Annotated in this window: 18 protein-coding genes; 12 read left to right on the plus strand and 6 right to left on the minus strand. The window is 63.7% G+C overall.

The annotated features are described in order from the left end of the window. Positions 1-495 (minus strand): MaoC family dehydratase, encoded by a 495-nt coding sequence (locus RBH77_RS09205; protein ID WP_311031824.1) that lies wholly within the window; start codon positions 493-495, stop codon positions 1-3. Between the two features lie 17 nt (positions 496-512). Further along, positions 513-1,334 (minus strand): SDR family oxidoreductase, encoded by an 822-nt coding sequence (locus RBH77_RS09210; protein ID WP_311031825.1) that lies wholly within the window; start codon positions 1,332-1,334, stop codon positions 513-515. A 156-nt stretch (positions 1,335-1,490) separates the two neighbouring features. Here RBH77_RS09210 and RBH77_RS09215 point away from each other — a divergent pair, with 156 nt between their 5' ends. Genes RBH77_RS09215 through RBH77_RS09225 form a run of 3 tightly spaced genes read left to right on the plus strand, consistent with a single transcriptional unit; the run spans position 1,491 to position 4,359 of the window. Beyond that, entirely contained in the window at positions 1,491-2,132 is a 642-nt protein-coding gene (locus RBH77_RS09215) for a TetR family transcriptional regulator (protein ID WP_311031826.1), read from the plus strand. Next, on the plus strand, positions 2,129-3,370 hold the full coding sequence (locus RBH77_RS09220; RefSeq protein WP_371832854.1) for an acyl-CoA dehydrogenase family protein: 1,242 nt from the start codon (positions 2,129-2,131) through the stop codon (positions 3,368-3,370). The genes RBH77_RS09215 and RBH77_RS09220 overlap by 4 nt, the downstream gene beginning before the upstream one ends. 20 nt (positions 3,371-3,390) lie before the next feature. After that, the gene (locus tag RBH77_RS09225; RefSeq protein ID WP_311031827.1) at positions 3,391-4,359 is read left to right on the plus strand and encodes an NADPH:quinone oxidoreductase family protein; all 969 of its coding nucleotides are present in this window, start codon (positions 3,391-3,393) and stop codon (positions 4,357-4,359) included. A gap of 210 nt (positions 4,360-4,569) precedes the next feature. Here the strand turns inward: RBH77_RS09225 and RBH77_RS09230 are convergent, their stop codons facing one another. Next, positions 4,570-5,031, minus strand: a complete 462-nt coding sequence (locus tag RBH77_RS09230) for an Lrp/AsnC family transcriptional regulator (protein WP_311031828.1) — start codon at positions 5,029-5,031, stop codon at positions 4,570-4,572. 145 nt (positions 5,032-5,176) lie between these two features. Between RBH77_RS09230 and RBH77_RS09235 the strand changes: the two genes are divergently transcribed. Both RBH77_RS09235 and RBH77_RS09240 read left to right on the plus strand, forming a co-directional pair. After that, a complete protein-coding gene (locus RBH77_RS09235) occupies positions 5,177-8,644 on the plus strand; it encodes an indolepyruvate ferredoxin oxidoreductase family protein (RefSeq protein ID WP_311031829.1) in 3,468 nt (1,155 codons plus the stop codon). A gap of 13 nt (positions 8,645-8,657) precedes the next feature. Further along, positions 8,658-9,851 (plus strand): amino acid aminotransferase, encoded by a 1,194-nt coding sequence (locus RBH77_RS09240; protein ID WP_311031830.1) that lies wholly within the window; start codon positions 8,658-8,660, stop codon positions 9,849-9,851. A 564-nt stretch (positions 9,852-10,415) separates the two neighbouring features. On the opposite strand, the gene RBH77_RS09245 is transcribed toward RBH77_RS09240, so the two are convergent. From RBH77_RS09245 to RBH77_RS09255, 3 genes are all read right to left on the minus strand, one after another. Continuing rightward, entirely contained in the window at positions 10,416-15,014 is a 4,599-nt protein-coding gene (locus RBH77_RS09245) for a translocation/assembly module TamB domain-containing protein (protein ID WP_311031831.1), read from the minus strand. Then, positions 15,011-16,963 (minus strand): autotransporter assembly complex protein TamA, encoded by a 1,953-nt coding sequence (locus RBH77_RS09250; RefSeq protein WP_442920463.1) that lies wholly within the window; start codon positions 16,961-16,963, stop codon positions 15,011-15,013. Before RBH77_RS09250 ends, RBH77_RS09245 begins: the two co-directional genes overlap by 4 nt. A 191-nt stretch (positions 16,964-17,154) precedes the next feature. Beyond that, positions 17,155-17,721 carry a DNA-3-methyladenine glycosylase gene (locus RBH77_RS09255; RefSeq protein ID WP_311031832.1) on the minus strand — a complete coding sequence of 189 codons (567 nt, stop codon included), beginning with the start codon at positions 17,719-17,721 and terminating at the stop codon, positions 17,155-17,157. Positions 17,722-17,885: 164 nt separating this feature from the next. Here RBH77_RS09255 and RBH77_RS09260 point away from each other — a divergent pair, with 164 nt between their 5' ends. From RBH77_RS09260 to RBH77_RS09290, 7 genes are all read left to right on the plus strand, one after another. Beyond that, on the plus strand, positions 17,886-18,962 hold the full coding sequence (locus RBH77_RS09260; protein WP_311031833.1) for a D-alanine--D-alanine ligase family protein: 1,077 nt from the start codon (positions 17,886-17,888) through the stop codon (positions 18,960-18,962). 81 nt (positions 18,963-19,043) lie between these two features. Beyond that, on the plus strand, positions 19,044-19,454 hold the full coding sequence (locus RBH77_RS09265; RefSeq protein ID WP_311031834.1) for a (R)-mandelonitrile lyase: 411 nt from the start codon (positions 19,044-19,046) through the stop codon (positions 19,452-19,454). 446 nt (positions 19,455-19,900) lie between these two features. After that, positions 19,901-21,478: an ABC transporter substrate-binding protein gene (locus RBH77_RS09270; RefSeq protein WP_442920465.1), complete on the plus strand. Its 1,578-nt coding sequence runs from the start codon at positions 19,901-19,903 to the stop codon at positions 21,476-21,478. Between the two features lie 64 nt (positions 21,479-21,542). Beyond that, positions 21,543-22,523 carry an ABC transporter permease gene (locus RBH77_RS09275; protein WP_311031835.1) on the plus strand — a complete coding sequence of 327 codons (981 nt, stop codon included), beginning with the start codon at positions 21,543-21,545 and terminating at the stop codon, positions 22,521-22,523. Next, positions 22,520-23,476: an ABC transporter permease gene (locus RBH77_RS09280; RefSeq protein WP_311031836.1), complete on the plus strand. Its 957-nt coding sequence runs from the start codon at positions 22,520-22,522 to the stop codon at positions 23,474-23,476. The genes RBH77_RS09275 and RBH77_RS09280 overlap by 4 nt, the downstream gene beginning before the upstream one ends. Beyond that, positions 23,473-24,522 (plus strand): ABC transporter ATP-binding protein, encoded by a 1,050-nt coding sequence (locus RBH77_RS09285; RefSeq protein WP_311031837.1) that lies wholly within the window; start codon positions 23,473-23,475, stop codon positions 24,520-24,522. Before RBH77_RS09280 ends, RBH77_RS09285 begins: the two co-directional genes overlap by 4 nt. Beyond that, complete coding sequence (locus RBH77_RS09290; RefSeq protein WP_311031838.1) at positions 24,519-25,565, plus strand: ABC transporter ATP-binding protein; 1,047 nt, start codon at positions 24,519-24,521, stop codon at positions 25,563-25,565. The genes RBH77_RS09285 and RBH77_RS09290 overlap by 4 nt, the downstream gene beginning before the upstream one ends. The last annotated feature ends 56 nt before the right edge of the window (positions 25,566-25,621 follow it).

Raw genomic sequence — 25,621 nt, forward strand, 5'->3', positions numbered from 1 at the left:
TCAGGCCGTTTCTTCCTTGCGTTCGAGCACCGTCAGGGTCAGCCAGCGCGCGGTGAGCGCCGGCTTCTTCGAGTTCTCAATCTCGATCGTGACATCGTAGCTCGACTGGATCCAGCCCGACGGCCGCACATTGAGATCGGCCAGAACGAAGCGTGCGCGCACACGCGCGCCGGTCTTGATCGGCGCCTGGAAGCGGACGCTGTCGAAGCCGTAATTGATGCCCATGCCGGAGCCCTCGATCGGGTGCAGCGTCTCGAAGGCGAAGGTCGAGAGAAGCGAGAGCGACAGGAACCCGTGCGCGATGGTGCCGCCGAATGGCGTCTCGCGTGCGGCACGCTCCGGGTCGACATGGATGAACTGGTGGTCGTCGGTGGCGTTCGCGAACTGGTCGATCATCTCCTGCGTGACCGTGCGCCAGGGAGAAACGCCCACTTCCCGGCCCACCGCGGCCTTCACCTGGTCCACGGTGACAGGTTGCAACTTGTATGCTGACATCTTCGCCGCTTAGCGCCCTACCTGACGTCCTTGAACAGCCTCATGCCGTGATTGATGGATTCACCGCCATCGATCGGCAGGATGGCGCCGGTAACATATGAACCGGCCTTCGAGCATAGATAGAGCGTCGCTCCGGCAATGTCACTCGGGCTTCCGATACGGCGAAGCGGCACGTGGCTGGCCACGATTTCAGCCTTCTCCTCGGTGGCGGTGGCAAACGCCGTCATGCGGCTCTGGAAAGGGCCGGGCGCGAAGGCGTTGACAGTGATGAACCTGCCCGCGAACTCGTTAGCCAGGGTGCGGGTCAGATGATGCACGGCCGCCTTGGAGGCTGTGTAGGAATAGGCGCCGTCGGCCATCGGTTGCGTGCCCATGACCGAGCCCAGATTGATGATGCGCGATGGGTCCTCGAAGCTCGCCGCCTTGGAAATCAGCGGCAGCAATTCGCGCGTCAGATGGAAGAGGCCCGTCACGTTGACGTTGAGGACGCGAGCCCAGGCACTATAGGGAAATTCCTCCAGCGGGGCTCCCCATGAAAGGCCGGCATTGTTGATGAGGATATTGAGCCTGTCGGTGTGCTTCTTCACCTCCCCGGCGAGCGCTGTCACGCCTTCCTCGCTACCGACATCGCCGGCAAAACCTTCCGCCTTGCCGCTTGCGCCAAGGGCGTTCAATTCGCCTGCCACCCTCTCGCAATCTTCGCCCTTGCGCGAGGCGATCATCACCTCCGCCCCGGCCTCGACAAGCGCGGTCGCGGCCATGCGTCCTATGCCGGTCGCGCCACCGGTGACCAGCGCCTTCTTGCCGGCGACCGAAAACAACTCTTCCAGATATGACATGACCTCTCCCTGCGCTTTCCACGTCGCCATAGCTACAGACAGTGGCGCGCGTTGACAACATACCCGGTAGTATGTTCATCATTTCCGGATCGTTGGACCCGTTTCCCTTATCCGCGAAAAGAGCGAGGCAGGCGGGTATGGGAGGGTTGTAGGCGGATGGCGCTCAGCGTTCGGGAGCATATGCCCGACAGTTCCCGCGCGGACATACTGGAAGCGGCGGCGCATTGCTTCATGGAGCGTGGCTATGCCGCAACCTCGATCGACGATGTGGCGCGCAGGCTCGGCGCCACCAAGGGACGCATCTATCATCACTATCCTTCCAAGTCGGACCTGTTCGCGGATGTCTTCCGCTTCGGCATGGATATGAACTACCGGGCGATCGAGCCGTTCCGCCATTCAGGCGAGAAGGCTGGCAAGCGCTGGCGGGGGATGGCGCTCGTTCATGTCGTCCAGATGATCACGACGCGGCAGTTCCAGCGGGTGGTATGGGAAGGCGTGGAGATGCACCTTCGCGGGGCTACGACACCTGAACAGCGCACCGTCTTCGCCGAATTGATCGAACGCCGTTCTCAATACAGCGACATCTTCCGCGATCTACTGGCCGAAGCGCGCGAGGACGGCGATATGGTGTTCGAAAACCTCGGCATCACCAACCAGTTGGTCTTCATCACACTGAATTCGCCCATATTCTGGTATTCGCCGCGCGCCGGCGAGACCGACCGTGATATAGAGGACATCGCCCGGCAGATCGTCGGCTTTGCCATGCATGGCCTTGGCATCAGGAAAGGAAATCCATGAATCCGGAAATGAACCTCGGCATGACCGAACGGCTGAAGCCGCTCCATGAGAAGGTCAGCCGCATGGTGCGCGAGGAGATCGCGCCGCTCGACGAGGAATTTCTGGCCGAAGTGGGCAAGGGCGGCGACCGGTGGACGTTCACCGCACGCCAGACGGAAATCCTCGACAGGCTGAAGGCCAAGGCGCGCGAACGGGGCTTGTGGAATTTCTGGCTGACCGATTCGGAGCGTGGCTACGGGCTCAGCACGGTCGAATACGCGTATCTTGCCGAGGAAATGGGCAAGGCGCATCTCGGCGCGGAAACGTTCAACTGCTCCGCGCCGGATACCGGCAACATGGAAGTGCTGGAGCGCTACGGTACGGAGGAGCACAAGAAGCTCTGGCTCGCGCCGCTGCTGGAAGGCAAGATCCGCTCCGCCTATCTGATGACCGAGCCGGACGTCGCCTCTTCCGACGCCACCAACATTGCCATGAGTTGCGTGCGCGAGGGCGAGGAATATGTGCTGAACGGCGAGAAATGGTGGTCGTCGGGCGCCGGTGATCCGCGCTGCGAGATCTATATTGTCATGGTGAAGACGCCGAATGACGGGCCGAAACACAAGCAGCATTCGATGATCCTCGTGCCGGCGAAGACGCCCGGCATCACCAAGCTGCGCGCCATGCAGATCTACGGCCATGACGACGCGCCGCACGGCCATCTGCATCTGCGTTTCGAGAATGTCCGCGTGCCGGCTTCCAGCTTGCTTCTCGGCGTGGGGCGCGGCTTCGAGATCGCGCAGGGTCGCCTCGGGCCGGGGCGTATCCACCACTGCATGCGCGCCATCGGGCAGGCCGAGCGCGCGCTGGAACTGATGTGCCAGCGGTCGCTCCGCCGCGAGGCATTCGGCCAGCCGCTGGCTAAGCTTGGCGCCAATTACGACATCATCGCCGAGGCGCGCATGGAGATCGAGATGGCCAGGCTCCTCTGCCTCAAGGCGGCATGGATGATGGATCAGGGCGACGCGCGCGCGGCGGCGCCATGGATCAGCCAGATCAAGGTCGTCGCGCCGCGCATTGCACTGAAGATCACCGACGAAGCCGTGCAGATGTTCGGCGGACAGGGCGTCAGCCAGGATACGCCGCTCGCCCGCTCGTGGACGCATCTGAGGACGCTTCGCCTGGCGGACGGCCCGGATGCCGTGCATCGCAGGCAGGTGGCGCGCGCCGAACTGAAGAAATACACGCAGCAGAAGATCTGAGCCGAAGATTTGAGATTGCCATGAAAGCGATTGTTGCGCGCGATTTCGCGCCGATAAAAGAACTCGTCTATGCCGACTGGCCCGAGCCGGAAGCCTCCGGCGACACGGTGGTCATCGAGGCCGAGGCGATCGGCGTCAATTATCCCGACGGGCTGCTCGTCCAGGGCCTCTACCAGTTGAAGCCGCCAACGCCCTTCGTGCCCGGCATGGAAGTCGCCGGGTGCGTGGTGGCGGTCGGCGAGAAGGTGAGATCGGTGAAGGTCGGCGACCGCGTGGCGGCCATGTCGTCGCTGGGCTCTTACGCCGAGAAGGTCGCCGCGCCGGAGCGTTCGGTGATGAAACTGCCGGACGGCATGGACGCGGGCGCCGCCTGCGCGCTTTTGTGCGGCTATTCGACCTCGCATTACGCGCTGAAGCAGCGCGGGCAATTGAAGGAGGGCGAGACGCTTTGCGTGCTGGGTGCGTCGGGCGCTACCGGCATCGCCGCCGTCCAGATCGGCAAGATCATGGGCGCTCGAGTGATCGGCGTCGCCTCCAGTGAAGAAAAGCGCAAGCTGGCGCGCGAGGCCGGCGCGGACGAGACGCTCGGCTACGAAAATCTGAAGGATGCACTGAAGCAGGCGACCGGCGGCAAGGGCGTCGATGTCGCCTATGATCCGGTCGGCGGGGATGCCTTCGACGCTCTGTCGCGGTCGATCGCCTGGGGCGGACGCCTGCTCGTCATCGGCTTTGCTTCCGGGCGCATCCCGCAACTCCCGGTCAATCTGACGCTCGTGAAGGGTTACAGTGTCGTCGGCGTCTTCTGGGGCGATTTCACGCGCCGGGAGCCCGAAACCTTCCAGGCCAATATGAGGGAACTCATCGGCTGGTACATGGAAGGCAAGGTGAAGCCGCTGATCGAGGGCACCTACCGGCTCGCCGAGGCAGCGAGCGTGCTCCAGCGCATCCATTCCCGCGGCACGGTCGGCAAGCTCATCCTGAAACCCTGATCCGGCTTAAGCCGTGGTGATCGTGCATGGAATTTGCACGGCCCTTTACCCCCACCCCTAACCCCTCCCCACAAGGGGGAGGGAGACGCTGCCGCTGCGTTCTGAGGTGAAATTATCGCAGTTTGTGCCTGCCTGCGCTGCTGCAAAGTTCCCCTCCCACTTGTGGGAAGGGGCTAGGGGTGGGGGTATCTTCATACGCGGCAGCCCTGCCTAAACCGGCAGCCTTGTTTCCAGCTTCACTTCCTTGAGGACGAGGTTTGTGCGCACATGGGCGATGCCGGGAAGCCGGAAGAGAAACGTATCGAGGAAGGCGTTGTAGGCGTCCTTGTCGCGGCAGACCACGCGCAGGTGGTAGTCCGCCTCGCCGGTGGTGGCCAGGCACTCCAGCACTTCCGGCCGCTCCACGATGCGCGCGATGAAGGTCTCGACATGGGAAGCGTCGTGACGCGTCAGCGTGATGTGCACGATGGCGCTGAAAGAAAGGCCGGCCTTTTCCGCATCAAGCACTACCGGATAGGCGGCGATTATCCCGGCTTCCTCCAGTGCGCGGACGCGCCGCCAGCAAGCCGACGCCGACATACCCGCGCGCTCGGCAAGCTCCTGATTGGAGATGCGGCTATCGGTCTGGAGGACCGTTAGCAGGCGGCGGTCGGAATCGGTAAGCTGATTCATTCAGGCTCTTCTTCGTGATGAGATTTCCCGTTTCTATATCATATCTGGTAAATTTCACCATCAGGATAGCTTTATCCGGCCATTTTGGAATCGATTTCCACGCCATCCCGATATAATTTTGTCTCCGAAGCCATGGGAGGCGATCATGCTTACAGAAAAGGCGCGCCTCGACCACTCCTACCGGCTGGAGGACCGCTACCTGAAGGAGCGCGGCCGGGTCTTCATGACCGGCACGCAGGCGCTGGTACGCATCGTGCTCGACCAGGCACAGCGTGACCGTACGGCGGGACTGAACACGGCCGGCTTTATTTCGGGTTATCGCGGCTCGCCGCTCGGCGGCGTCGATCTCGAACTGTGGCGCGCAAGCAAGCTCGTCGAGGAAAACCGCGTCGAATTCCTGCCGGCGGTGAACGAAGACCTCGCCGCCACCGCCGTGCTCGGCTCGCAGCAGGTCGAGACCAACCCGGACAGACAGGTCGAGGGCGTCTTCGCGCTCTGGTACGGCAAGGGGCCGGGCGTGGACCGCGCCGGCGATGCGCTGAAGCATGGTAACGCCTACGGCTCCTCGCCGCATGGGGGCGTGCTGGTGGTGGCCGGCGACGACCACGGTTGCGTCTCGTCCTCGATGCCGCACCAGTCGGACGTCGCCTTCATGGCGTGGTTTATGCCGACGCTGAACCCGGCCTCGGTGGCGGAATACTTGACCTTCGGCGAATATGGCTACGCGCTGTCGCGCTTTTCCGGCATGTGGGTCGGCTTCAAGGCGATCTCGGAGACGGTGGAATCGGCCGCCTCGATCGACCTTCGGCACCCTCGCGTTTTCAATGCGCCGGATTTCACGCCGCCCGCCGGCGGGCTGCACTATCGCTGGCCCGATCTTCCCGGTCCGCAAATCGAGGAGCGGATGCAGGCGAAGAAGAACGCCGTCTATGCCTTCGCGGAGGCAAACCCTATCGACCGGCATATCTACAGGATCGGCAAGGAGGCCAGCTACGGCATCGTCACCACCGGCAAGGCGCATGGCGATTTGATGGAGGCGCTGCGGCTGCTCGGGCTCGGCGAGGCCGAGTGCCGTCGGATCGGCATCGATATCTACAAGGTCGGCATGGTGTGGCCGCTCGCCCGCCGCGACGCGCTCAACTTCGTCCGCGACAAGCGCGAGGTGCTGGTGGTGGAGGAAAAGCGCGGCATCATCGAGAGCCAGTTCAAGGAATATTTCTACGACTATCCCGGCCACAAGCCGGAGCGCATGATCGGCAAGAACGACGAGGCCGGCCGGCCGCTCATTCCGTGGACGGGCGAGCTTTCGCCGCGCCTGCTGGCGCCGATCGTTGCGCGGCGGCTGGACGCGATCTTTCCCGGCCTCGATCTCACGGCGCGGGCCGAGGCGCTGGCGCAGTCGGCGGCGCATATCATCCAGGTCGCGGGCGCTACCCGCACGCCCTATTTCTGCTCGGGCTGCCCGCACAACACCTCCACCAAGGTGCCGGAAGGCTCCAGGGCACTCGCCGGCATCGGCTGTCATTTCATGGCAAGCTGGATGGAGCGCGAGACGAGTTCGCTGATCCAGATGGGTGGCGAGGGAGTGAACTGGGCGGCTTCGTCAAGGTTTACCGGCAATGGCCACATCTTCCAGAATCTGGGCGAGGGCACCTGGTATCACTCCGGCTCTATGGCGATCCGGCAGGCGGTCGCGGCGAAAGCCAACATTACCTACAAGATCCTCTACAACGACGCCGTCGCCATGACCGGCGGCCAGCCCGTCGACGGGCCGGTGAGCGTCGAGGCGATCGCGCATGTCGCCCGCGCGGAGGGCGTGGAACGCATCGCCATCGTCTCCGACCAGCCGGAAAAATTCGACGTGACGCGGTTTCCCGCCGGCACGACGCTCGACCATCGCCGCAATCTCGACCCGATCCAGCGCGAATTGCGCGAGGTGCCGGGCGTGTCGGTGCTCATCTACGAACAGGCCTGTGCCACGGAAAAGCGTCGCCGCCGCAAGCGCGGCACGATGCCGGACCCGGCGCGATTTGCCGTCATCAACGAACTGGTGTGCGAAGGCTGCGGCGACTGCTCGGTGGAATCGAACTGCCTGTCGGTCGAGCCGAAGGAGACGCCGTTCGGGCGCAAGCGGCAGATCAACCTTTCCTCCTGCAACAAGGATTTTTCCTGCGTGAACGGCTTTTGCCCGAGCTTCGTTACCGTGGAGGGCGCGCGGCGCAGGAAGAAGAAAGTCGATGCCGAGGATTTTTCGGCGCGTGCGACGATGCTGCCCTTGCCTGAAAGTGCTCCGCTGGAGGAGCCCTACGATCTTCTGGTCACCGGCGTCGGCGGCACCGGCGTGGTCACCATCGGGGCCATCGTCACCATGGCGGCGCATCTGGAAGGCAAGGGTGCTTCGGTGCTCGATTTCACCGGCTTCGCCCAAAAGTTCGGGCCGGTACTCAGTTATATCCGCCTCGCTTCCGCGCCGGAGGCCGTCAATCAGGTGCGGATCGACGAGGCGAGCGCGGACGCGCTGATCGGCTGCGACCTCGTCGTCTCCTCCTCGCCGAAAGCGTCGGCCGCCTATCATCACGGTACGCGCGCCGTACTGAATACGGCGGAGATGCCGACCGGCGATCTGGTGCGCTTCCGCGATGCGGATTTGCGCTCCATGACGCGGCTCGACGCGATCCGCGATGTGCTCGGCGAAGGGAATGTCGACGCGCTCGACGCCAATCGGCTTGCCGAGAAGCTGTTCGGCGATGCCGTCTTCGCCAACATGCTGCTGCTCGGCTTCGGCTGGCAGAAGGGTCTGGTCCCGGTCTCGCTTGAAGCGCTTTCCCGTGCGATCGAATTGAACGGCGTCGAGATCGAGAAGAATCGTGCCGCTTTCGCCGCCGGCCGACTGGCGGCGGTGGGCGAGGAGTTTGCGCCCGACAGTGCGGAAGAAAGTTGGCGGGCGGAAACGCTGGACGAGATCATCGCCCGCCGCGAGGCTTTCCTGAAGGGCTACCAGAACGCAGGCTGGGCCGCGCGCTACCGCGTTGCCGTCGACCGCGTTCGCGAGGCGGAGAAGGCTTGTGGCTCGGAGGCTTTCACGCAGACGGTCGCCCGCTCGCTGTTCAAGCTCATGTCCTACAAGGACGAGTATGAGGTGGCGCGGCTGCACATGCAGACGGGTTTTCTGGAGAAATTGAAGGAGGAGTTCGAGGGCGATTTCAAGGTCCACTACCATCTCGCGCCGCCGATCCTGCCGTTCGGCCACGATGCGCGCGGACGGCCGAACAAGAAGGCGTTCGGGCAGTGGATACAGTCGCCGTTCCGTGTGCTGGCACGGCTGAAATTCCTGCGTGGCACCGCCTTCGATCTGTTCGGCTACACGGCGGAGCGCCGCGCCGAGCGGGAACTGATCGGTTGGTATGAAGGCGTTGTCGATACGCTGCTTTCGTCGCTCGGCAAGGCCGATATCACGGCGCTTGCCGCAATTGCCGTGCAGCCGATGGAAATCCGTGGCTATGGCCCGGTGAAGGATAAGGCTATCGCGGAAACCAAGGCGGAGGTGGCGGGCCGGCTTGCCGCGTTGCAAAAACCGGGCAAGGCGCGTAATGCCGAGCCCGTCATTGCTTAGCCTAGGTCGTCCGATGTTCGAAACGCTCACCGCTGCCCCGCCCGACAAGATCATCGCTCTCATGGGCCAGTTCCGCGAGGATCCGCGGCCCGGCAAGATCGATCTCGGCGTCGGCGTCTACAAGGATGCGAAAGGTAACACGCCGATCATGGCGGCCGTTCGCGAGGCCGAAAAGCTGCTCTACGAGCGGCAGAGCACGAAGACCTATGTCGGCATGGCCGGCGATCCAGTCTTCAACGCGGCGATGATCGGTCTCGTCTTCGGCGAAGATGCCGACAGGGCGCGCATCCGCGCGGCGCAAGCGCCGGGCGGGTCTGGGGCGTTGCGCATTCTGGCCGAACTCATTGCGCGCTCGAAGCCGGGCGCGACGGTGTGGCTCTCCGATCCGACCTGGCCGAACCATGTGCCGCTCGTTCGCGCCGCCGGCGTCACGACAAAGGACTATCCTTATTTCGACGCCGCCACGGGCATGGTCCGTTTCGACGCGATGATGATGGCGCTGAAGAAGGCCGCGCCGGGCGATGTCGTGCTGCTGCATGGCTGCTGCCACAACCCGACGGGCGCCAATCTCGACCACGGACAGTGGGAGGCGGTTGCCGAGCTTTTCGTCTCGCGCGGGCTGTTTCCTTTCGTCGACCTCGCCTATCAGGGTTTCGGCGATGGGCTCGAAGAGGATGCTTTCGGTGTCCGGTTGCTCGCCTCGCGTGTGCCGGAAATGGCTGTGGCGGCGAGCTGTTCCAAGAACTTCGCCGTCTATCGCGATCGCGTTGGCACGGCGTTCCTGCTCGGCAAGGGCGCGGCGGAGGCCGACATCGCCTACAGCCAGCTTCTGTCGGTCGCGCGCGGCATGTATTCGATGCCGCCGGACCATGCGGCGGCGGCCATCCGCATCATCCTCGAGGACAAGGGCCTGACCGCGAGCTGGAAGAGCGAACTTGAGACCATGCGGCAGCGGATGGTTTCGCTGCGCGAAGGTTTTGCGGATGCGCTCCGTCGCCAGTCGAACAGCGACCGCTTCGATTTCATCGCCCGCCATCGCGGCATGTTCTCGCGCATCGGCGCGACGCCGGAGCAGGTGGAGAAGCTGCGCGCGGAGCACGGCGTCTATATGGTGGGCGACAGCCGCATCAACGTCGCCGGCCTGCCGGAAGACCGGCTCGACACGCTGGCCGCGTCGATCATCTCGGTGATGGGCGAGACGGCTTAACCGCCGCCCCAGCATCACCCTCGCCAAGTTCTCCCAGCCGCTCGGCTCTGCCTCGCCGGCCGGCGAAAACGTGGACAGGATCGCGCAGGCAGTCCTCGTAACTCTCTGATCCAGCGGCCCTTCGCTTTTTTCTTCGCTTCCCTTTATCCACGCCTTTTTCCCTTCCTCCATACTCCCCGTCAGTTCCTCCCACCGGGAACACCGATCATGACGGTGATTGCGTGGGGAGGAGCCGGCGCCTCCGCCGTGATGCCGACGTGGCATTGCGGCCGGGGAGGTCCCGCCTGGAGGTTCCCCTGGGGGCACTATGACCCCTGCGCGCCGGTAGAAGGCACACAGACCCCGGGACGAGCGCTGGATCTGATCGGAGTGACTACCCTTCGGCAGGTTCAGGGTGAGGCTCGGGGAGCAGCGGAACAGGCGGGAACAGAAATCGCCGGCGGGGCGCGAGTGTCGCGCCACGTATTTATATTCGGAAGGCACGGCTGAGCGCCCCGCTTCCCGACTGAACAATGGCCAGGGCTGGAAGGCAGCGTGGCGATGAAGAGTGCTGGCCGAATTCCCTCAGTAATCCTTCTCGTAGAACAGGCCCATGCTGGAATCGGTGGTGCCGAGCGCGCCCTTGGCTTTCAGGTCCTTCGTTATGTCCAGATTGACCGTACCCTTGGTGTCGCCTTGCGCGCCTGCTTCGACGCCGAGATAGATGTTGTCCTGGATGTAGCGGCCGGCACGCACCGCCGTCTGGCCCTTTTCGTTGGTCACCACATCCAGATCGTCCAGCCCCGTCGCCTTGCGCAGATTACCCAGCAGCGACGTGTTCGAGCCGCCCGCAAGTTCAGCCACGGCTGCGGCAAGCTGCGCGATCTGGAAGGCGGAAAGGTCGTTGATGCCGCGGTTGAAGATCAGGCGCGCCAGGACCTCGTCCTGCGGCAGTTCGGGCTGCGAGGAGAACACGACTTTCGGGTCGGAAGCGCGACCTGTCACCGTCACGAAGACGGTGATGTCGGTGCCTTCCGAGGTCGCCACGAGATGGACCATCGGGTCGAGATCGCCGATCAGCGTCACCTCGCCTTCGGTGAAGACGATGCGCTGGCCGATGATCGAGAGACGGCCGCGGATCAGCTTGAAGCCGCCGACCGGCCTTATGCCGGTGACCGGGCCGGTCAGCTTGATCTGCCCGCCAAGCTCGACGTCGAGCCCGCGCCCGCGCACGAAGATGCGTGCCGGCGCGCGCACCGTCAGGTCGAGCTTCGCGACGCTCGGGCGGCCTGTCGGCACCGGCGTGCCGTCGTTGGCATGAGCGCGAGCAAGCGTCGCGGCAACCTTGGGGGGCGCGTTGAGATGCTTGACGTCGATGCCGGCCGCGCCGCCGCCGAGCGTATCCGGCACGCTGATCTCGGCGCGCTCGACATCGATGTTGCCGGAAATCAGAGGATCGCGGGTCAGCGGGCCGGTGACGGCGATGTTGCCGTTGAGGCGCGCCACCACCATGTTGCCGTCGGCATAGCGGGCGTTGTCGAGGACGATCCTTATATTGGCCGGGAAATTCGCCGCCGCGTTGGTCGAGATGGTGCCGGTGACGGTCATCTTCCCGCCTTTGCCGAGAGAGGCCGTAACCGACCGCAACGTGACCGTCTCGCCGGCGATCGAACCGTTTACCGCGATGTCGCCGAGGCGAAGATTGGTTTCCGGATCGACAAACTGGGCTCCGGAGGTCGAGAAGCTGCCATTGATGAGCGGCTTGCGGATGCTGCCGGATACCTTGGCGTTGAGTGCCAGTATGCCCGAGGCCTGAGCGCCGCGATCGGCCAGAAGCCGGTTGGCGAGCGAGAGCGGCGCCTTGCCGTCGATGCTCACGCCGAGGCCCGAGCCGGAGAGCGGCACGCGGCCGCTTGCCGAGATGGACAGGCCTTGCGGCGAATTGGCGGTTGCGGACCGGAGCGTGATCGCCTTGCCTTCGTAGCGCCCGGCCGCCTTCACATCGAGATAGGTGACGCCGGCGTTTTCGAGTGGGGCTGCAGAGACGCGGTTGCCATCGATGGTGAAGTCGGCGGTTGGATCGGCAAGCGTGCCGCCGACTTTCGCCGAGGCCGAGAGCTTGCCGCCGAGGTTCTGGCCTTTTGCGACGGCGTTCAGCGCGGCAAGCGGGAAGGCATCGAGATCGACGTTCATGGCGATACGGCCTTCGTCGTCCAACGGCACGTTGCCCTTGGCGACGGCGCGCAGGCCCTCGGGGCTGGTGACATTGGCGTCGAGTTGGAGGGTTTTCCCGCTCGAATTACCTTTGGCGTCGACCGAAACGGTCGAGAGCCCGGCCTCTCTGAGGGCGGCGGCGGTCAGGCCCTTGCCCTGCAGCGAGAAGTTGATGTCCGGATTGGCGCGCTCTCCGGAAACGTTCGCCGTCCCGTCGATCGTACCGCCCGCCTGGAGATCGGGGCGTATGGCATTGGCGATTGCCAGCGGCAGCGCATGAATTGTCACCGCGAGGTCAAGCTTGTCCGCGACCTTCCCTTTGGCGTCGATGCGTCCGCCGCCCGTGTTGAGCGACAGGCTGTCGATGGCGAGGTTCTGGCCCTGGACAAGGATGCTCGCGGGTTCCGCAAGGGCGACGGAAAGCTTGCCCTGTTTCAGATCCGTCTGCGTCAGTCTCAGCCGATAGCCGTCATTTTCCGGGGCGAGCGAACCGGCGACGGCGGCATCGGTGCCGTTCTTGAGATTGGCGGTCGCGTCGAATTTCGTGGCGTCGCCGTTGCGGTTGGCGTTTGCGTCGAGCCTCGTCACTTCGATCTTCGCCACCGTCAGGTCGGTTGCCTTGGCGGAGCCGTTTACGGCCGGCACGCCGAACAGATCGGCGATGGCGGCGTTGAGTTGCGCCTGGCCGATACGGTTCTCACCTACGGTGACGCCGTCGAGCCTGGCGGAGATATCGGCGGCCTGTTTGCCTTCGGTGTTCGACAGCGCGATGTCGGCATGGGCCGCACCGCTTGCCTCCTGGAGGAAGAGTGCGGCGGCGGTCGAGATATCGGTCGAGGCGAGCGAGAGCTTGCCGTCGAGGAGGCCTGTTGCCGATTGCGTCACGTCGCCGGAAAGCCGGGTGGCACCCGCCGTGAAGGAAAGACCCGTCAGCCGCTTCTCGCCGTCAGCGAGGGCGATGTCCGACGCCAGCGAAACCGGAGCGTTGTCAAGCGTGGCGTTGCCGTCGAGCTTGCCGGAAAGGTTGCCATTCTGAAGAATTCCGTCGAAATTCATGACCGCGCCGGCAAGCTTCTTCTCGGCCAGCGTGCCGTCCGGCACTTCGGCCTTGAAGGCAAGCGCTATGCGGCCATTGTCGCCCTTGGCGCGGCCCGAGGCGGTCAGCTTGCCGCTTGCCTGCTTGGCTGCCAGCGCGAGGTCGGCGAGCGTGAAATCGAAGCCGAAATCTGCTTTGCCGGTGGCAAACTTGCCGTCCGCGGTGAGGGTCAACTGCTGGTTTTCGATCCTGAGCTTGTCCGCGGTCAGACCGGTTTCGTCGCGGGCGACGCGGCCGGTGATCGAGGTGACGCCGCCGAGCAGGCTGTCGGCGGAGGGGCTGTCGATGGTGAGGTCCATCGTCTTTCCGTCGAGCACCATGTCGAAACCACCGGAGAGCGGTTTCAACTGGCCCTTGGCGGCGAGCTTCATCGAGCCGGAAAGCTGGCGGTCGGCGAGGCCGGAGAAGGGTGCGATGCTCGACGCATCGACATCGATCGTCCCATTGAAGACGCTTTCGGCGATCTCGCCGGCGATCGACAGGCTGAGCCCGTTGCCGGAAAGGAGCGCTTTCGACAATTCGACCGGCTTGCCGGCGCGCCAGTCGCCCTGGATATCGAGATCGATCTCCTTGCCGAGGGCCTTTGCGACATCCGGGCGCTTCGAGGTGATGCCGGAAGCTTTGCCCTTCGTGGAGAAGGAGATGTGGCGGGATGCCGGCTGGTCCATGTTCTCGGCGACGCCGCCCATGTCGAGCGCGATGTTCTCGGAAGCGAAGGTCGGGGAGGTGAGCCCAGCGATATCGAGCGATCCGGTCCATTTCTGATCGGGATCGTCGCCGAAGGCGACGGCGAGTTTGGCGTTTTCGATGGTCGTTTGCGCGCCGGATACGGGCAGGAGCACGGTCTTGCCGGTCGGGTCGGCGATCGAGGCGTCGAGCTTGAGGCGGCGCAGGAAGCCGTCCGATGTCGTTTCGAGGCTGCCGTCGAGCTTGAGCGCGTTGCTGGCGAGGTTCAGCCGGTCGAGGATGACGCCGCCCGAATCCTTGACGACGCCATCGGCGAGAAGGTTGGTGTCCGCGCCGAAGAAGTCGCGGAATTGCGGCGGCACGAGCTTCGCGATCGGCCCGCCGAGCTTCGCGGAAAAGCCGTAGCCGCCGTCGCTGCGGCGGATATTCGTGGTTCCCGTCAGGACACGCTGGTGATCGGCGTCCAGTGTCAGGGCGAGGTCGAGCTTGTCGAGCGGGCCGGAGCCCTTGAGCGTCATGTCGACCGGAGGCTTGCCTTCGATGTTCAGGAGATTGGCAACTATCCCGTTCGCCGGCTCCGCCAGCGACAGGTCGAGGTCGAGTTTCTTCGTTTCGTTGGCGTATTTGGCGGCGAGCTTGAATTCGCCGCCGGGACCGTCGAGGCGGTTGATGTCGAGCGCCGTATCGAGCGAGCCGTCGGCGAGATCGACGCGGCCGGAAAGCTTCAGTTGCGAGCCGAGGCCGAAGACGCTTTCGCCGAACGTGATCTTCGCTACGCTCAATTCCCTCAGCTTGATCGAGACCGGCAGTTCGGGCAGCTGGAAGCTGCTCGATTCGGGCGCAGGCACGCCCTTTTCAGGCAGCGGCTTGCGCAGCATGTCGATCTCTTCCGCCGCGAGTTTGTTGACGTCGAGGCGGCCGAGCAGGAGCGCGGCGCGGTTCCAGTCGATCGAAGCATTGACAATCTTGAGCCAGACGCCCTGCCGGTCGGCGATGGTGATCTCGCCGATGGTCGCGCTGGAGGAGAGCACACCACTGATGCCTGAAATGCTGATCTTGCGGTTCGGTGTGGAGAGCTTCTGCTCCACATATTGCAGGAAGTACGACTTCTCCGCCTCCGCCTTGTCCTGCGCGAAGGCCGGAAAGATGGTGAGAAGAAGGGCTATGGCAACAAGGATCCGTCTCAAAACGCTTGTCCCAGACCGATATAGAAGGCGAGGCTCGGATCGCCCTTGCGGCGATTGAGCGGGAAGGCCACGTCCGCCCGCAGTGGTCCAAGGCCGGTATAATAGCGCAGACCTGCGCCGACGCCGACCCGGAACTGTTGGGAGAAATCAGGGATGGAATCGGCCCCCACATAGCCCGCATCGACGAAGCCGACGGCCCCGATGGAATCGGTTATCCGCGCTCGCAGTTCGGCGGACGCCTCTATCAGCGACCGCCCGCCCGTGACGATGCCGCCCGGCCCGTTCACGCCGATGTTGCGGTAGGCGTAGCCGCGGACAGAGCCGCCGCCGCCTGCCAGGAAGAGTTTGTCCGGAGCGGTCTCGGCGATGGATGGGCCGACGATCGAGCCGAGCTTCAGCCGGCCGGCCAGAACGATGCGCTTGTCTTCGCCGAAGCCGTAATAGGCGCGGCCTTCGGCGACCATCCGGACCGCGGGATTGCCGTAGTTGAATTCGTAGAAGGGGTGGACGATGCCGTCGAGATAATAGCCACTGGTCGGGTCGGTCTTGTTGTCGCGCGCGTCGTAGGTCAAGCCGCCCAGAACGCCGACGTCGAGGAAGTCGCGCGTGCCGAAATCGTCGTCGAAGCGCGACGGCCCACCGGTGAGGAACAATTTGCCCGAAAGCTCGTCGGAGAAGATGCGATTGAAGCCGATCAGGCCAGTGACGGAGGTGCGGGTGTAGATATCGAGCACTTCGCGATCGCCGATCACCGAGGCGACGAAATCCGTGTCCGGCGTGAAGACGCCAGGCCGGGTGAAGGTCACGCCGGCGCGGTAGGTCAGGTCGGCCGGATCGATCGTGTTGCCGAAGCCCGCGACCTTGGCCTCCAGCTTCAGGCTCTCGGCATGGCCGAAAAGGTTGCGGTGCAGCCAGTATGTCTGGAAACCTGCGCCGTCCACCGTCGAATAATCGGCGCCGACGCCGAAGCGGTGGAGCGGCCGTTCCTGTACGATGAGGCTCATCGGCATGAGGCCGTCGGGATCGATCACATCCGCTTCCTCGAAACGGGAGGAGCGGAAGACGCCGAGCCGCATCAGGCGCTTGTTGGCACGGTCGATATCGTCTGGATCGTATTCCTGGCCCTGCGGCAAGCCCGCCATCCAGGCGACGAAGGCCGGGTCCATGCGATCGGTGCCCTTGACGGTAACCGGGCCATAATAGGCCTTGCGTCCAGGCTCCATCGCAATCGTCGCGTCGACGGTGCTTGTCCGGTGGGCGGCGACGACACGCTGCGTGGCGACCTTCGCCTTCGGGTAACCTTGCTGGCGCCAGGCCTCCGTCGCAAGAGCATCGGCCTTCAGGATTGTGCCGGAGCGGGCGAGTTGTCCCGACACGAAGCCCTGGTCTTGTGGCAGGGGCACCTTGTCCTTGCGCTCGACCGGCGGAGGCGCCTGGTTGAGGATATCGGTCTTGCCGAAGACGAAAGGCGGACCGGGATCGACCGAAATGCTGATCTTCACCGGCTGGGAAAGCTCGGCGTCGGGCGGCAGCCCGCCGACCTCGCGCCCGTCGGCCTTGATGCTGATCGACCCGCCATAACGGCCCTGGCCATAAAGTGTATCGAGCAACCGCCGGTAGTCGCTGCGCGCCTTGGCGAGCAGGCCGGACACGCCGGAGGCCGGCTTGTCCTTGTCTTTCCAGAGGCCGGAGGCGGCTTCGAGGGCCTTCTTCACGTCCTTGGTTTCGGATTTGCCGTCGAGCCCCGTCGCCTCGGAAACGTCGAGATCGACCGAATATTCGACCGGCTCGCCGATCGTATCCTCGTTCTTCTGTTCCTGATTGGGCTTTTCGAAGAACTTCATCCCGAAAAGCTTGAATGCGTGCGCGGGCGACCACGCCGCCGCGAGGGCAAGGGCGAGAAGAAGTGCCTGGCCGCTATGCCGGCGCTTCGGACCTTTTATCCCCAACCCTCTTCCTCAACGCGTACTAGCCCGGCCGTCCCCGGCACCTGCCCAAGGCACCGGAGGGCCACCATAGGCTGCCGATCCCGTAAAAACAAAACGTCATCTTCCTTATTGATTGCAAATGAACTTTTTGTTGCATCAGGGTCACATTCCTGCTGCCCGCATGCCGGAACGGAACTGCCTGCGGGATGCCGCTATGCGCGGAAGGGCTTGCTCAGGAAGCGCGACCCGTCGAGGCCGAAGCGCCACGGCGTCTCGACGCCTTTCGTGATCCCGATACGCCTTCCGATGCTGACGGCCCTTTGGGCGTCGGCTCGCCAAAGGGCGAAAGGCGGTTCGTCAAGCGGGAGGCCGTCATGCGACTTGTCGATGCCGAGCGCCTGGCAAAGCTTTCCCGGCCCGCTGCACAAGGCCCTCGTTTCCTCGACGCCGCGCCGTATCCGCATGGCCTCGAGGCCTTCGGTCGGTTCGATGGCGCGCAGGAGGACGGCGCTTCCCGGCCTGCAGACGAGATTCAGGCACCAGTGGATGCCGTAGGAACGATAGACATAGGCATGGCCGGGTTCACCGAACATCACGCGGTTGCGCGGTGTCTCGCCGTTGAATGCATGCGAGGCAGGGTCGTCGCGGTCGTAAGCCTCGACCTCCACGATGATACCGCCCGCGCCGCCGAAATGGAGATGCGCGCCGATCAGTTCCGGCGCGACGGCAACGACCGGACGGTCGAAGAACGAGCGTGTAAGCGAATTGGCGGCAAGCATGGCTCCGCATAACCCGCTCAATCGCAAGCGACAACGCCATGATTGGAAATTCCACGTCCCGTGCGGTCAATGCGATGGAACAGCGTGCCTGAAGATGGTACTCGCCGAAACAGGTTCGCATCGGCGGCCCGACACACCGGGTCGGGCTGTTTCAGGAGCTTTTCATGGCCGATCCTTCCAAAGGACTGCGCATCGCCGTGCTCTATGGCGGGCGCTCCGCCGAGCATGAGGTCTCGCTGATGTCGGCGACCAACGTCATGCATGCGCTCGACCCGGCGAAATACGACGCCGTTCCGATCTTCGTCACCCGCGAAGGCAAATGGCTTCTCGGGAGCTTCGAGGGCGGTGCGCTCTCAGGCCCTTCGGATGGTACGGAAATCTGCCTCGTGCCGGGTGGCGAGGGGCGGATGCTGGCGATCCCGGCAGCTGGCGCGCCGCATGAGCTGCCGAAGATCGATATCCTGTTCCCCGTCCTGCACGGGCTGCATGGAGAGGATGGCGCCGTGCAGGGGCTGGCGGAAGTGGCGCGTGTCCCACTTGCCGGCTGCAGTATCCTCGGTTCCGCGACCGCACTCGACAAGGACGTCGCCAAGCGGCTCCTGAAGGAAGCCGGCCTGCCTGTCGCGCGCGCCGTTGTTCTGCATGAGGATGCAGCGCAGTCCCTTGCCGCACTTGAGGGCGAACTCGGCCTGCCTTTTTTCGTCAAGCCGGCGCGGCAGGGCTCTTCCGTCGGCGTCTGCAAGGTCCATGCCAGCCAGGAGCTCGAAGGCGCGCTGAGGGAAGGCTTCCGGCATGACAGCAAGCTCCTGGCCGAGGAATTCATCGTCGGTCGGGAGGTCGAATGCGCAGTGCTGGAGGATACGGAAGGCGAGCTTTTCGTTTCCCGGCCCGGTGAGATCGTGCCGGCCGAGAGCCATGGCTTCTATACCTACAACGCCAAATATATCGACGAGAACGGCGCTGCCCTGAAGGTACCGGCGGAACTGCCGCAAGAGGTCGAGGAGCGCGTCCGCCAGATGGCGGCGGAGGCGTTCAGGGCGCTTGGTTGCGACGGCATGGCGCGCGCCGATTTCTTCGTCACGCCGGACATGCGCATCCTCGTCAACGAACTCAACACCATCCCCGGCTTCACCAATATCAGCATGTATTCGAAGGTGATGGAGGCGAGCGGTGTCGGCTATTCCGAGATCATCGACCGGCTGGTCGCGCATGGACTCGCGCGCGCCGGCCAGCCGAATTGATCGCCTGTATTCGTCACAAAAGCGCGAAGACCTTTGCTGTCTTGTTGAAGGGCTGGTAGAGCGGGGCAGGAGGAATTCGCCATGAACATCATCCCAGCCGGCACGCATGTGACACGCCGGGGGCCGGCCGAATGGTTCACCGGAACGGTCTGGATAGATCCCGTGATCGAGGCGCCGGCGCCCGCGCGCATCAGGGCCGCGCGCGTGACATTCGAACCGGGCGCGCGCACGGCCTGGCATACGCATCCGCTCGGCCAGACGCTGCATGTTCTTTCCGGCGTGGGGCGCGTGCAGTCCGAAGGCGGCCCGCTACGCACCATCCGGGCGGGCGACACAGTCTGGATCCCACCCGGCGAAAAGCACTGGCATGGTGCCGATCCGGCCATCGGAATGGTGCATCTCGCGCTTCAGGAGAGCCTCGACGGGGTGCAGGCCGACTGGCTGGAAAAGGTCAGCGACGAGATTTACAACGCCGCTTCGGCTGCGGACTAGGTGCCGCCTGTCGTCTGTAGCGGGTTCCCGTTGACAACGTGAAGCCGTTGGCTACGATCAAACGCAGAGGGGACTTGCGGACCAACGGGTGCCTTCTCAATAATGCGGATGCCGCGGCGGCAGGCATCACCGCGAGAGGGGACGAAGAACAATATGCCGGTTAGCAATGCTCCGATCAGCCGGCCTCGATCAGATCAGGAATGGGATTCCAGGAATAAGTGATTCGGGAAGAGCCGGTCCGACGCCGTTCGATGCGGCTCGGATATGGAAAGGGATCGTTGCAAGACGGTGCAAGGAACGCGCAGTAATGCTGCCGTACGGCGCACGCAAACGAGTGTGCCGAAATCAAGTTGAAACATGAGACAGGGAACACGAGTATGAGGAAAGAGGGACGATTTTGGGAGAGACTGCCCCGGGCAGTGGCCGGCGCGTTGTGTGCGCTGTCGCTGTCGATCGGGGTGCCGGTGACGGCAGGGACCGTGCTCACGGCATCGCCTGCGATGGCACAGGGCAAGACCTTGCGGTTTGCGTTCCAGGGAACGCTGAACGCGCTCGACCCCTATTCGCTCAACGAGACGTTCACGCTCGGCATGCTCGGCAACGTCTACGAGGGGCTGACCAAGCGCGACAAGGATCTCAAGATCATTCCCGGTCTTGCCGAAAGCTGGGAGATGCTGGACCCGCTGCACTGGCGCTTCCATCTGCGCAAGGGCGTCAAATTCGCCAACGGCGATCCGTTCACGGCCGATGACGTCGTCTTTTCGGCGGATCGCGTCCGCTCCGACGGCTCGGATCTGAAGACGCGCATCCCGGCCGATTCGGAATGGAAGAAGGTCGACGATTATACCGTCGATGTGACTCTGAAGAGCCCGAACCCCATTCTGGTAGCCGAATGGGACACGTTCTACATCATGGACAAGGAATGGTGCGAGAAGGTCGGCGCGGTCAAGGTCGTGTCGGCCAAGGACACCAATCCCGGCCCGTCGGCCTACGAGGCGAACGGAACCGGTCCATTCAAGATCGTCAGCCACCAGCCCGGCGTGAAGACGGTCTTCAAGCGCAACCCGGATTACTGGGGCAAGGTGGAGAGCAATCTCGACGAGGTCGATTTCACCCCGATCGCATCGGATTCCACCCGCGTGGCCGCGCTTCTGTCGGGCGATGTCGATCTCATCGAGCCCGTCCCGGTGCAGGACATCAAACGCGTCAACGACGATCCGAACACGGATGCGTTGACCGGACCCGAACTGCGCGTGATCTTTCTGAACTTCAACCAGATGCGCGACGAACTGCCGACCTCGAACGTCAAGGGCAAGAACCCGTTCAAGGATCCGAACGTCCGCAAGGCCTTCTACCAGGCGATCAACATCGAGGCGATCGACAAGCGGGTCATGCGCGGGCTGGCGACGCCGGTGCCGCTCCTGATCGCGCCGCAGCTCTATTCCGCGCCGGACCTGAAGCGCTGGCCCTATGATCCGGAGGCGGCGAAGAAGCTGCTCGCGGCTGCCGGCTATCCGGACGGCTTCACGGTCGGCATGGACTGCCCGAACGACCGCTACGTCAATGACGAGCAGATCTGCCAGGCGGTTGTTTCGATGCTTGCGAAGATCGGGGTGAAGGTCAATCTCAACGCGGTGCCAAAGGCCAAGTTCTTTGCCAAGGTGCTGGCGCCCGGCGGCTATGACACCGACTTCTCCATGCTCGGCTGGACGCCTTCTTCGTTCGATTCATGGAACGTCTTCACGAGCCTGGCGACCTGCCGCGACAAGACCGGCAAGGGCGGACCGTTCAACCTCGGCGGCTATTGCAACAAGAAGGTCGACGAGCTTGCGGCCAAGGTACTTGTCGAGACCGACAAGGCCAAGCGCGACGACCTGATCCATCAGGCCTATCGCATTCTGCTCGACGATACCTCGCACATTCCACTCCATCAGCAATCGCTGGCCTGGGGCAAGCGCAAGAATGTCGAGATCACGCAGCGTCCGGACGATCAGGTCCTGTTCTACTGGGCCAGCATCAAGTAGGCCGCCGGCTTTGATATCTGCCCGGGCCTTTCCGGTCCGGGCAGGACCTTCCAAGGATATTTGAATGCTGGCTTTTGCCATCCGGCGACTGATCCAGGCCATCGGCGTGATGCTGGTCGTCGCGATGATCTCGTTCGTGATGTTCCGCTTCGTCGGCGATCCGGTGAGCCAACTCGTCGGCAACGACACGCCGCCAGAACAACGCGCGCTCTTACGCAAGGAACTCGGACTCGACGACCCGATCTACGTTCAGTTCGCCCGGTTCGTCGACAAGGCTGCGCATTTCGATTTCGGCATTTCCTATCAGATCAAGCAGCCCGTTTCTCAACTGATCGCCCAACGCCTGCCGGCGACGCTGGAACTCTCCATTGTCTCCGCCATCCTCGCGCTGGTGATCGGAATGCCGATGGGGGTCTATACGGGGCTATATCCGCATAGCTGGCTGTCACGGCTGTTCCTGTCGATCAGTCTTGCCGGCATATCGCTGCCGACCTTCCTGATCGGTATCCTTCTTATCTTCATATTTTCGGTCAATTTCGGCATGCTGCCGTCCTTCGGGCGGGGAGACGTCGTTTCGCTGGGTGGATACTGGACGACGGGGTTACTGACGAAGACGGGCCTTGAATCGATCATACTGCCGTCGATCACGCTCGGCCTGTTCCAGATGACGCTTATCATGCGGCTGGTGCGTGGCGAGATGTTGGAAGTGCTGCGCACCGACTACATCAAGTTCGCCCGCGCGCGCGGCCTTTCCCGGCGTGCCATCAATTTCGGCCATGCGCTGAAGAACACGTTGGTGCCGGTCATCACCATCACCGGCCTGCAACTCGGCTCCATCATCGCCTTCTCCATCATCACCGAGACCGTGTTCCAGTGGCCCGGCATGGGCCTCCTGTTCCTGCAGGCCGTGCAGAACGTCGATATCCCGATCATGGCGGCCTACCTGCTCCTGATCGCCTTCCTGTTCACGCTCATCAATTTCATTGTCGACATACTCTACGTCGCGGTCGACCCCCGCATCCGGATAGGGGGCGCCAAGGCATGAGCGAACTGACGGAAATGGTCGAGACCCCGGCCGAGGCACCGCCCGGCCTGGCGCGGCGCTTCGTCGACAGCGACCTCTTCTACTCCTTCCGCCGCTCGCCGCTGACGATGGCGGCGGCGCTGGTGACGGTAGTCCTGATCCTCGCAGCCTTGTTCGCGCCATGGGTCGCGCCGCACGATCCTTTCGATCCGTCTAAAATCTCGATCATGGATAGTCTCTACCCGCCGATCTGGTCCAGCGACGGCCAGGCCGGCTTCCTGCTCGGAACGGACGACCAGGGGCGCGACGTGTTCTCGACCATCCTCTACGGCATGCGCATCTCGCTTGCCGTCGGCTTCGCCAGCGTGGTCCTTGCCCTTTTCATCGGCGTGACGCTTGGGCTGATCGCCGGCTATGTCGGCGGAGCGGTCGATTCGATCATCATGCGCGTTGCCGACGTGCAACTGACCTTCCCCGCGATCCTGACGGCCCTTATCATCGACGGAGTGGCGCGCGGTCTTGCCGGTCCGAAGGCTTATGACGAGATCGTCTTTTGGGTGCTGGTGCTGTCGATCGGGCTTTCCTTCTGGGTGCAATACGCCCGAACCGTGCGTGGTTCGGTGCTGGTCGAAGCCAACAAGGAGTATGTCCTTGCCGCGCGGCTGATCGGGCTGAAGCCTGCGACCATTATGTTCCGGCATGTGCTGCCCAATGTGCTTGGGCCGGTGCTGGTCATCGCTACCATCAATCTCGCACTCGCCATCATCACCGAAGCGACGCTTTCGTTCCTCGGCGTCGGTATCCCGCCGACCCAACCGTCGCTCGGCACGCTGATCCGCATCGGCAATGATTTCCTGTTCTCCGGCGAGTGGTGGATCACCATCTTCCCCGGCATCACGCTTGCCATCCTCGCGCTGGCCGTCAACCTACTCGGCGACTGGCTGCGCGACGCACTCAATCCGAAGCTTAGATGACCGCCGCGCTCTCCGTCAGGAACCTCAGGGTCGAGATACCGACGCGGCGTGGCGTGCTGACCGCGATCGACGATCTCTCTTTCGATATCGCTCCAGGCGAGGTGCTTGGCGTTGTTGGCGAGTCCGGCGCTGGCAAGTCCATAACCGGCTCCGCGATCATCGGCTTGCTCGATCCGCCCGGCCGCATCGCGGGCGGCGAAATCCTTCTTGCCGGCGAGCGCATCGACAATCTGTCGCCTTCGGCGATGCGGCAGGTCAGGGGCAAGCGCATCGGCATGATCTTCCAGGATCCGCTGACCAGCCTCAATCCCCTCTATCGTATCGGCGAGCAACTCACCGAAACGATCCTGACGCATGAGAAGATGTCGGCGAAGGCGGCCGCCGAAAAAGCCGAGCGCCTGCTGATCGAAGTCGGTATTCCGGCGGCCGGCACTCGCATGTCGTCCTATCCGCACCAGTTCTCCGGCGGCATGCGCCAGCGTGTGGTCATCGCGCTGGCGCTGGCAGCGGACCCTGAACTCGTCATCGCGGACGAGCCGACCACGGCGCTCGATGTTTCCGTGCAGGCGCAGATCATCGCGCTCATCAAGCGGCTCTGCAAGGATCGCGGGACATCCGTCATGCTGATCACGCACGACATGGGCGTAATCGCGGAGACGGCGGACAGGGTCTGCGTGCTCTATGCGGGGCGGCTGGCGGAGATCGGCGCGGTGCGCGATGTCGTCAAGCGGGCGCAGCATCCCTACACGCATGGGCTGATGGCAGCGATCCCGTCTCTCGTCGACGATCCGAACGAGAAGCTTGAGCAGATCCCCGGCTCCATGCCTCGTCTCGGCGCGATCCCGGCGGGCTGCGCCTTCAATCCGCGCTGCACCTACCGCTTCGGCCGCTGTACGCGCGAGCGGCCGGGCATCTATCCCGCAGGCACAAGCCAGGCATCCTGCTTCCTACATGATGCGTCGGGTGAGGCTCCACCCGCCGACATCGTCCGAAACGCGATTACCGGCGGGATCGACGTGCGAACGAGGGAAGGGGCCGAACCATGAGTGTGGGGGCTCTTTCCCAGTCTCGGCCGGCGCACAAAGGCGCCGACACCCCGTTGGTCGAGATCGAAGGGCTCGGGCGCACCTTCGATCTGTCCAAACGCTGGCTGAACCGCGTGCTGGAAGGCAGCGGCAAGGTGATGCTGACCGCCGTCGACGGCGTCGATATGTCGATCCGGCGCGGCGAGACCTATGCGCTGGTCGGAGAATCCGGTTCCGGAAAATCCACCATCGCCAAGATGGTGGTGGGCCTTTTGCCGCCCAGCGCAGGCAGCGTGCGCATCGACGGTGTGGATATCTGGAAGGAACTCGGCGGCGCGCAACAGCGGCAGATCCGCCGGCGCATCCAGATGATCTTCCAGGACCCTTTCGCCAGCCTCAATCCGCGTTGGCGCGTCGGTTCCATCATCGAGGAGCCGATCAAGGCATTCGGCCTGATCGGAGAGAAGCGCGGGCGCGAGAACCGTGTCGGCGAGCTTCTGAGCCTTGTCGGTCTCGATCCGCGTGACGCCGGCAAGTTTCCGCATGAATTCTCCGGCGGCCAGCGGCAGCGCATTGCCATCGCGCGGGCGCTTTCCTCCAATCCGGAATTCATCGTCTGCGACGAGCCGACGTCGGCTCTCGACGTCTCGGTGCAGGCACAGGTCCTGAACCTGCTGCGCGACCTGCAGGAGCGGCTGGGGCTGACCTACCTCTTCATCAGCCATAATCTGGCGGTCGTTCGTCATGTCGCCAACCGTGTCGGCGTGCTCTATCTCGGACGGCTGGTGGAAGAGGCGCCGGCGCGCGCGCTCTTCTCCGACCCGCAGCACCCTTATACGAAGATGCTGCTCGATTCCGTGCCCGACATCGACATGACGGGCAAGGAACGGACGCCGATCGCAGGCGAGATTCCGAACCCGGTCAACCCGCCTCCGGGCTGCCATTTCCATCCGCGCTGTCCGTTCAGGTTCGAGCCGTGCGACAAGGTCAGGCCGCCGCTGAAGGAATACGGCCAAAGCCGCGCCGCGTGCCATGCGCTGGAGGAAAGGCGGATCGCTTCGTAAGTGCGTCCTTCGAGGTGCGAGCGCAGCGAGCCTCGAAGGACGCACGCCCTCCCAGC

The organism is Mesorhizobium koreense (assembly GCF_031656215.1).
Taxonomy (GTDB): Bacteria; Pseudomonadota; Alphaproteobacteria; order Rhizobiales; family Rhizobiaceae; genus Mesorhizobium_L; species Mesorhizobium_L koreense.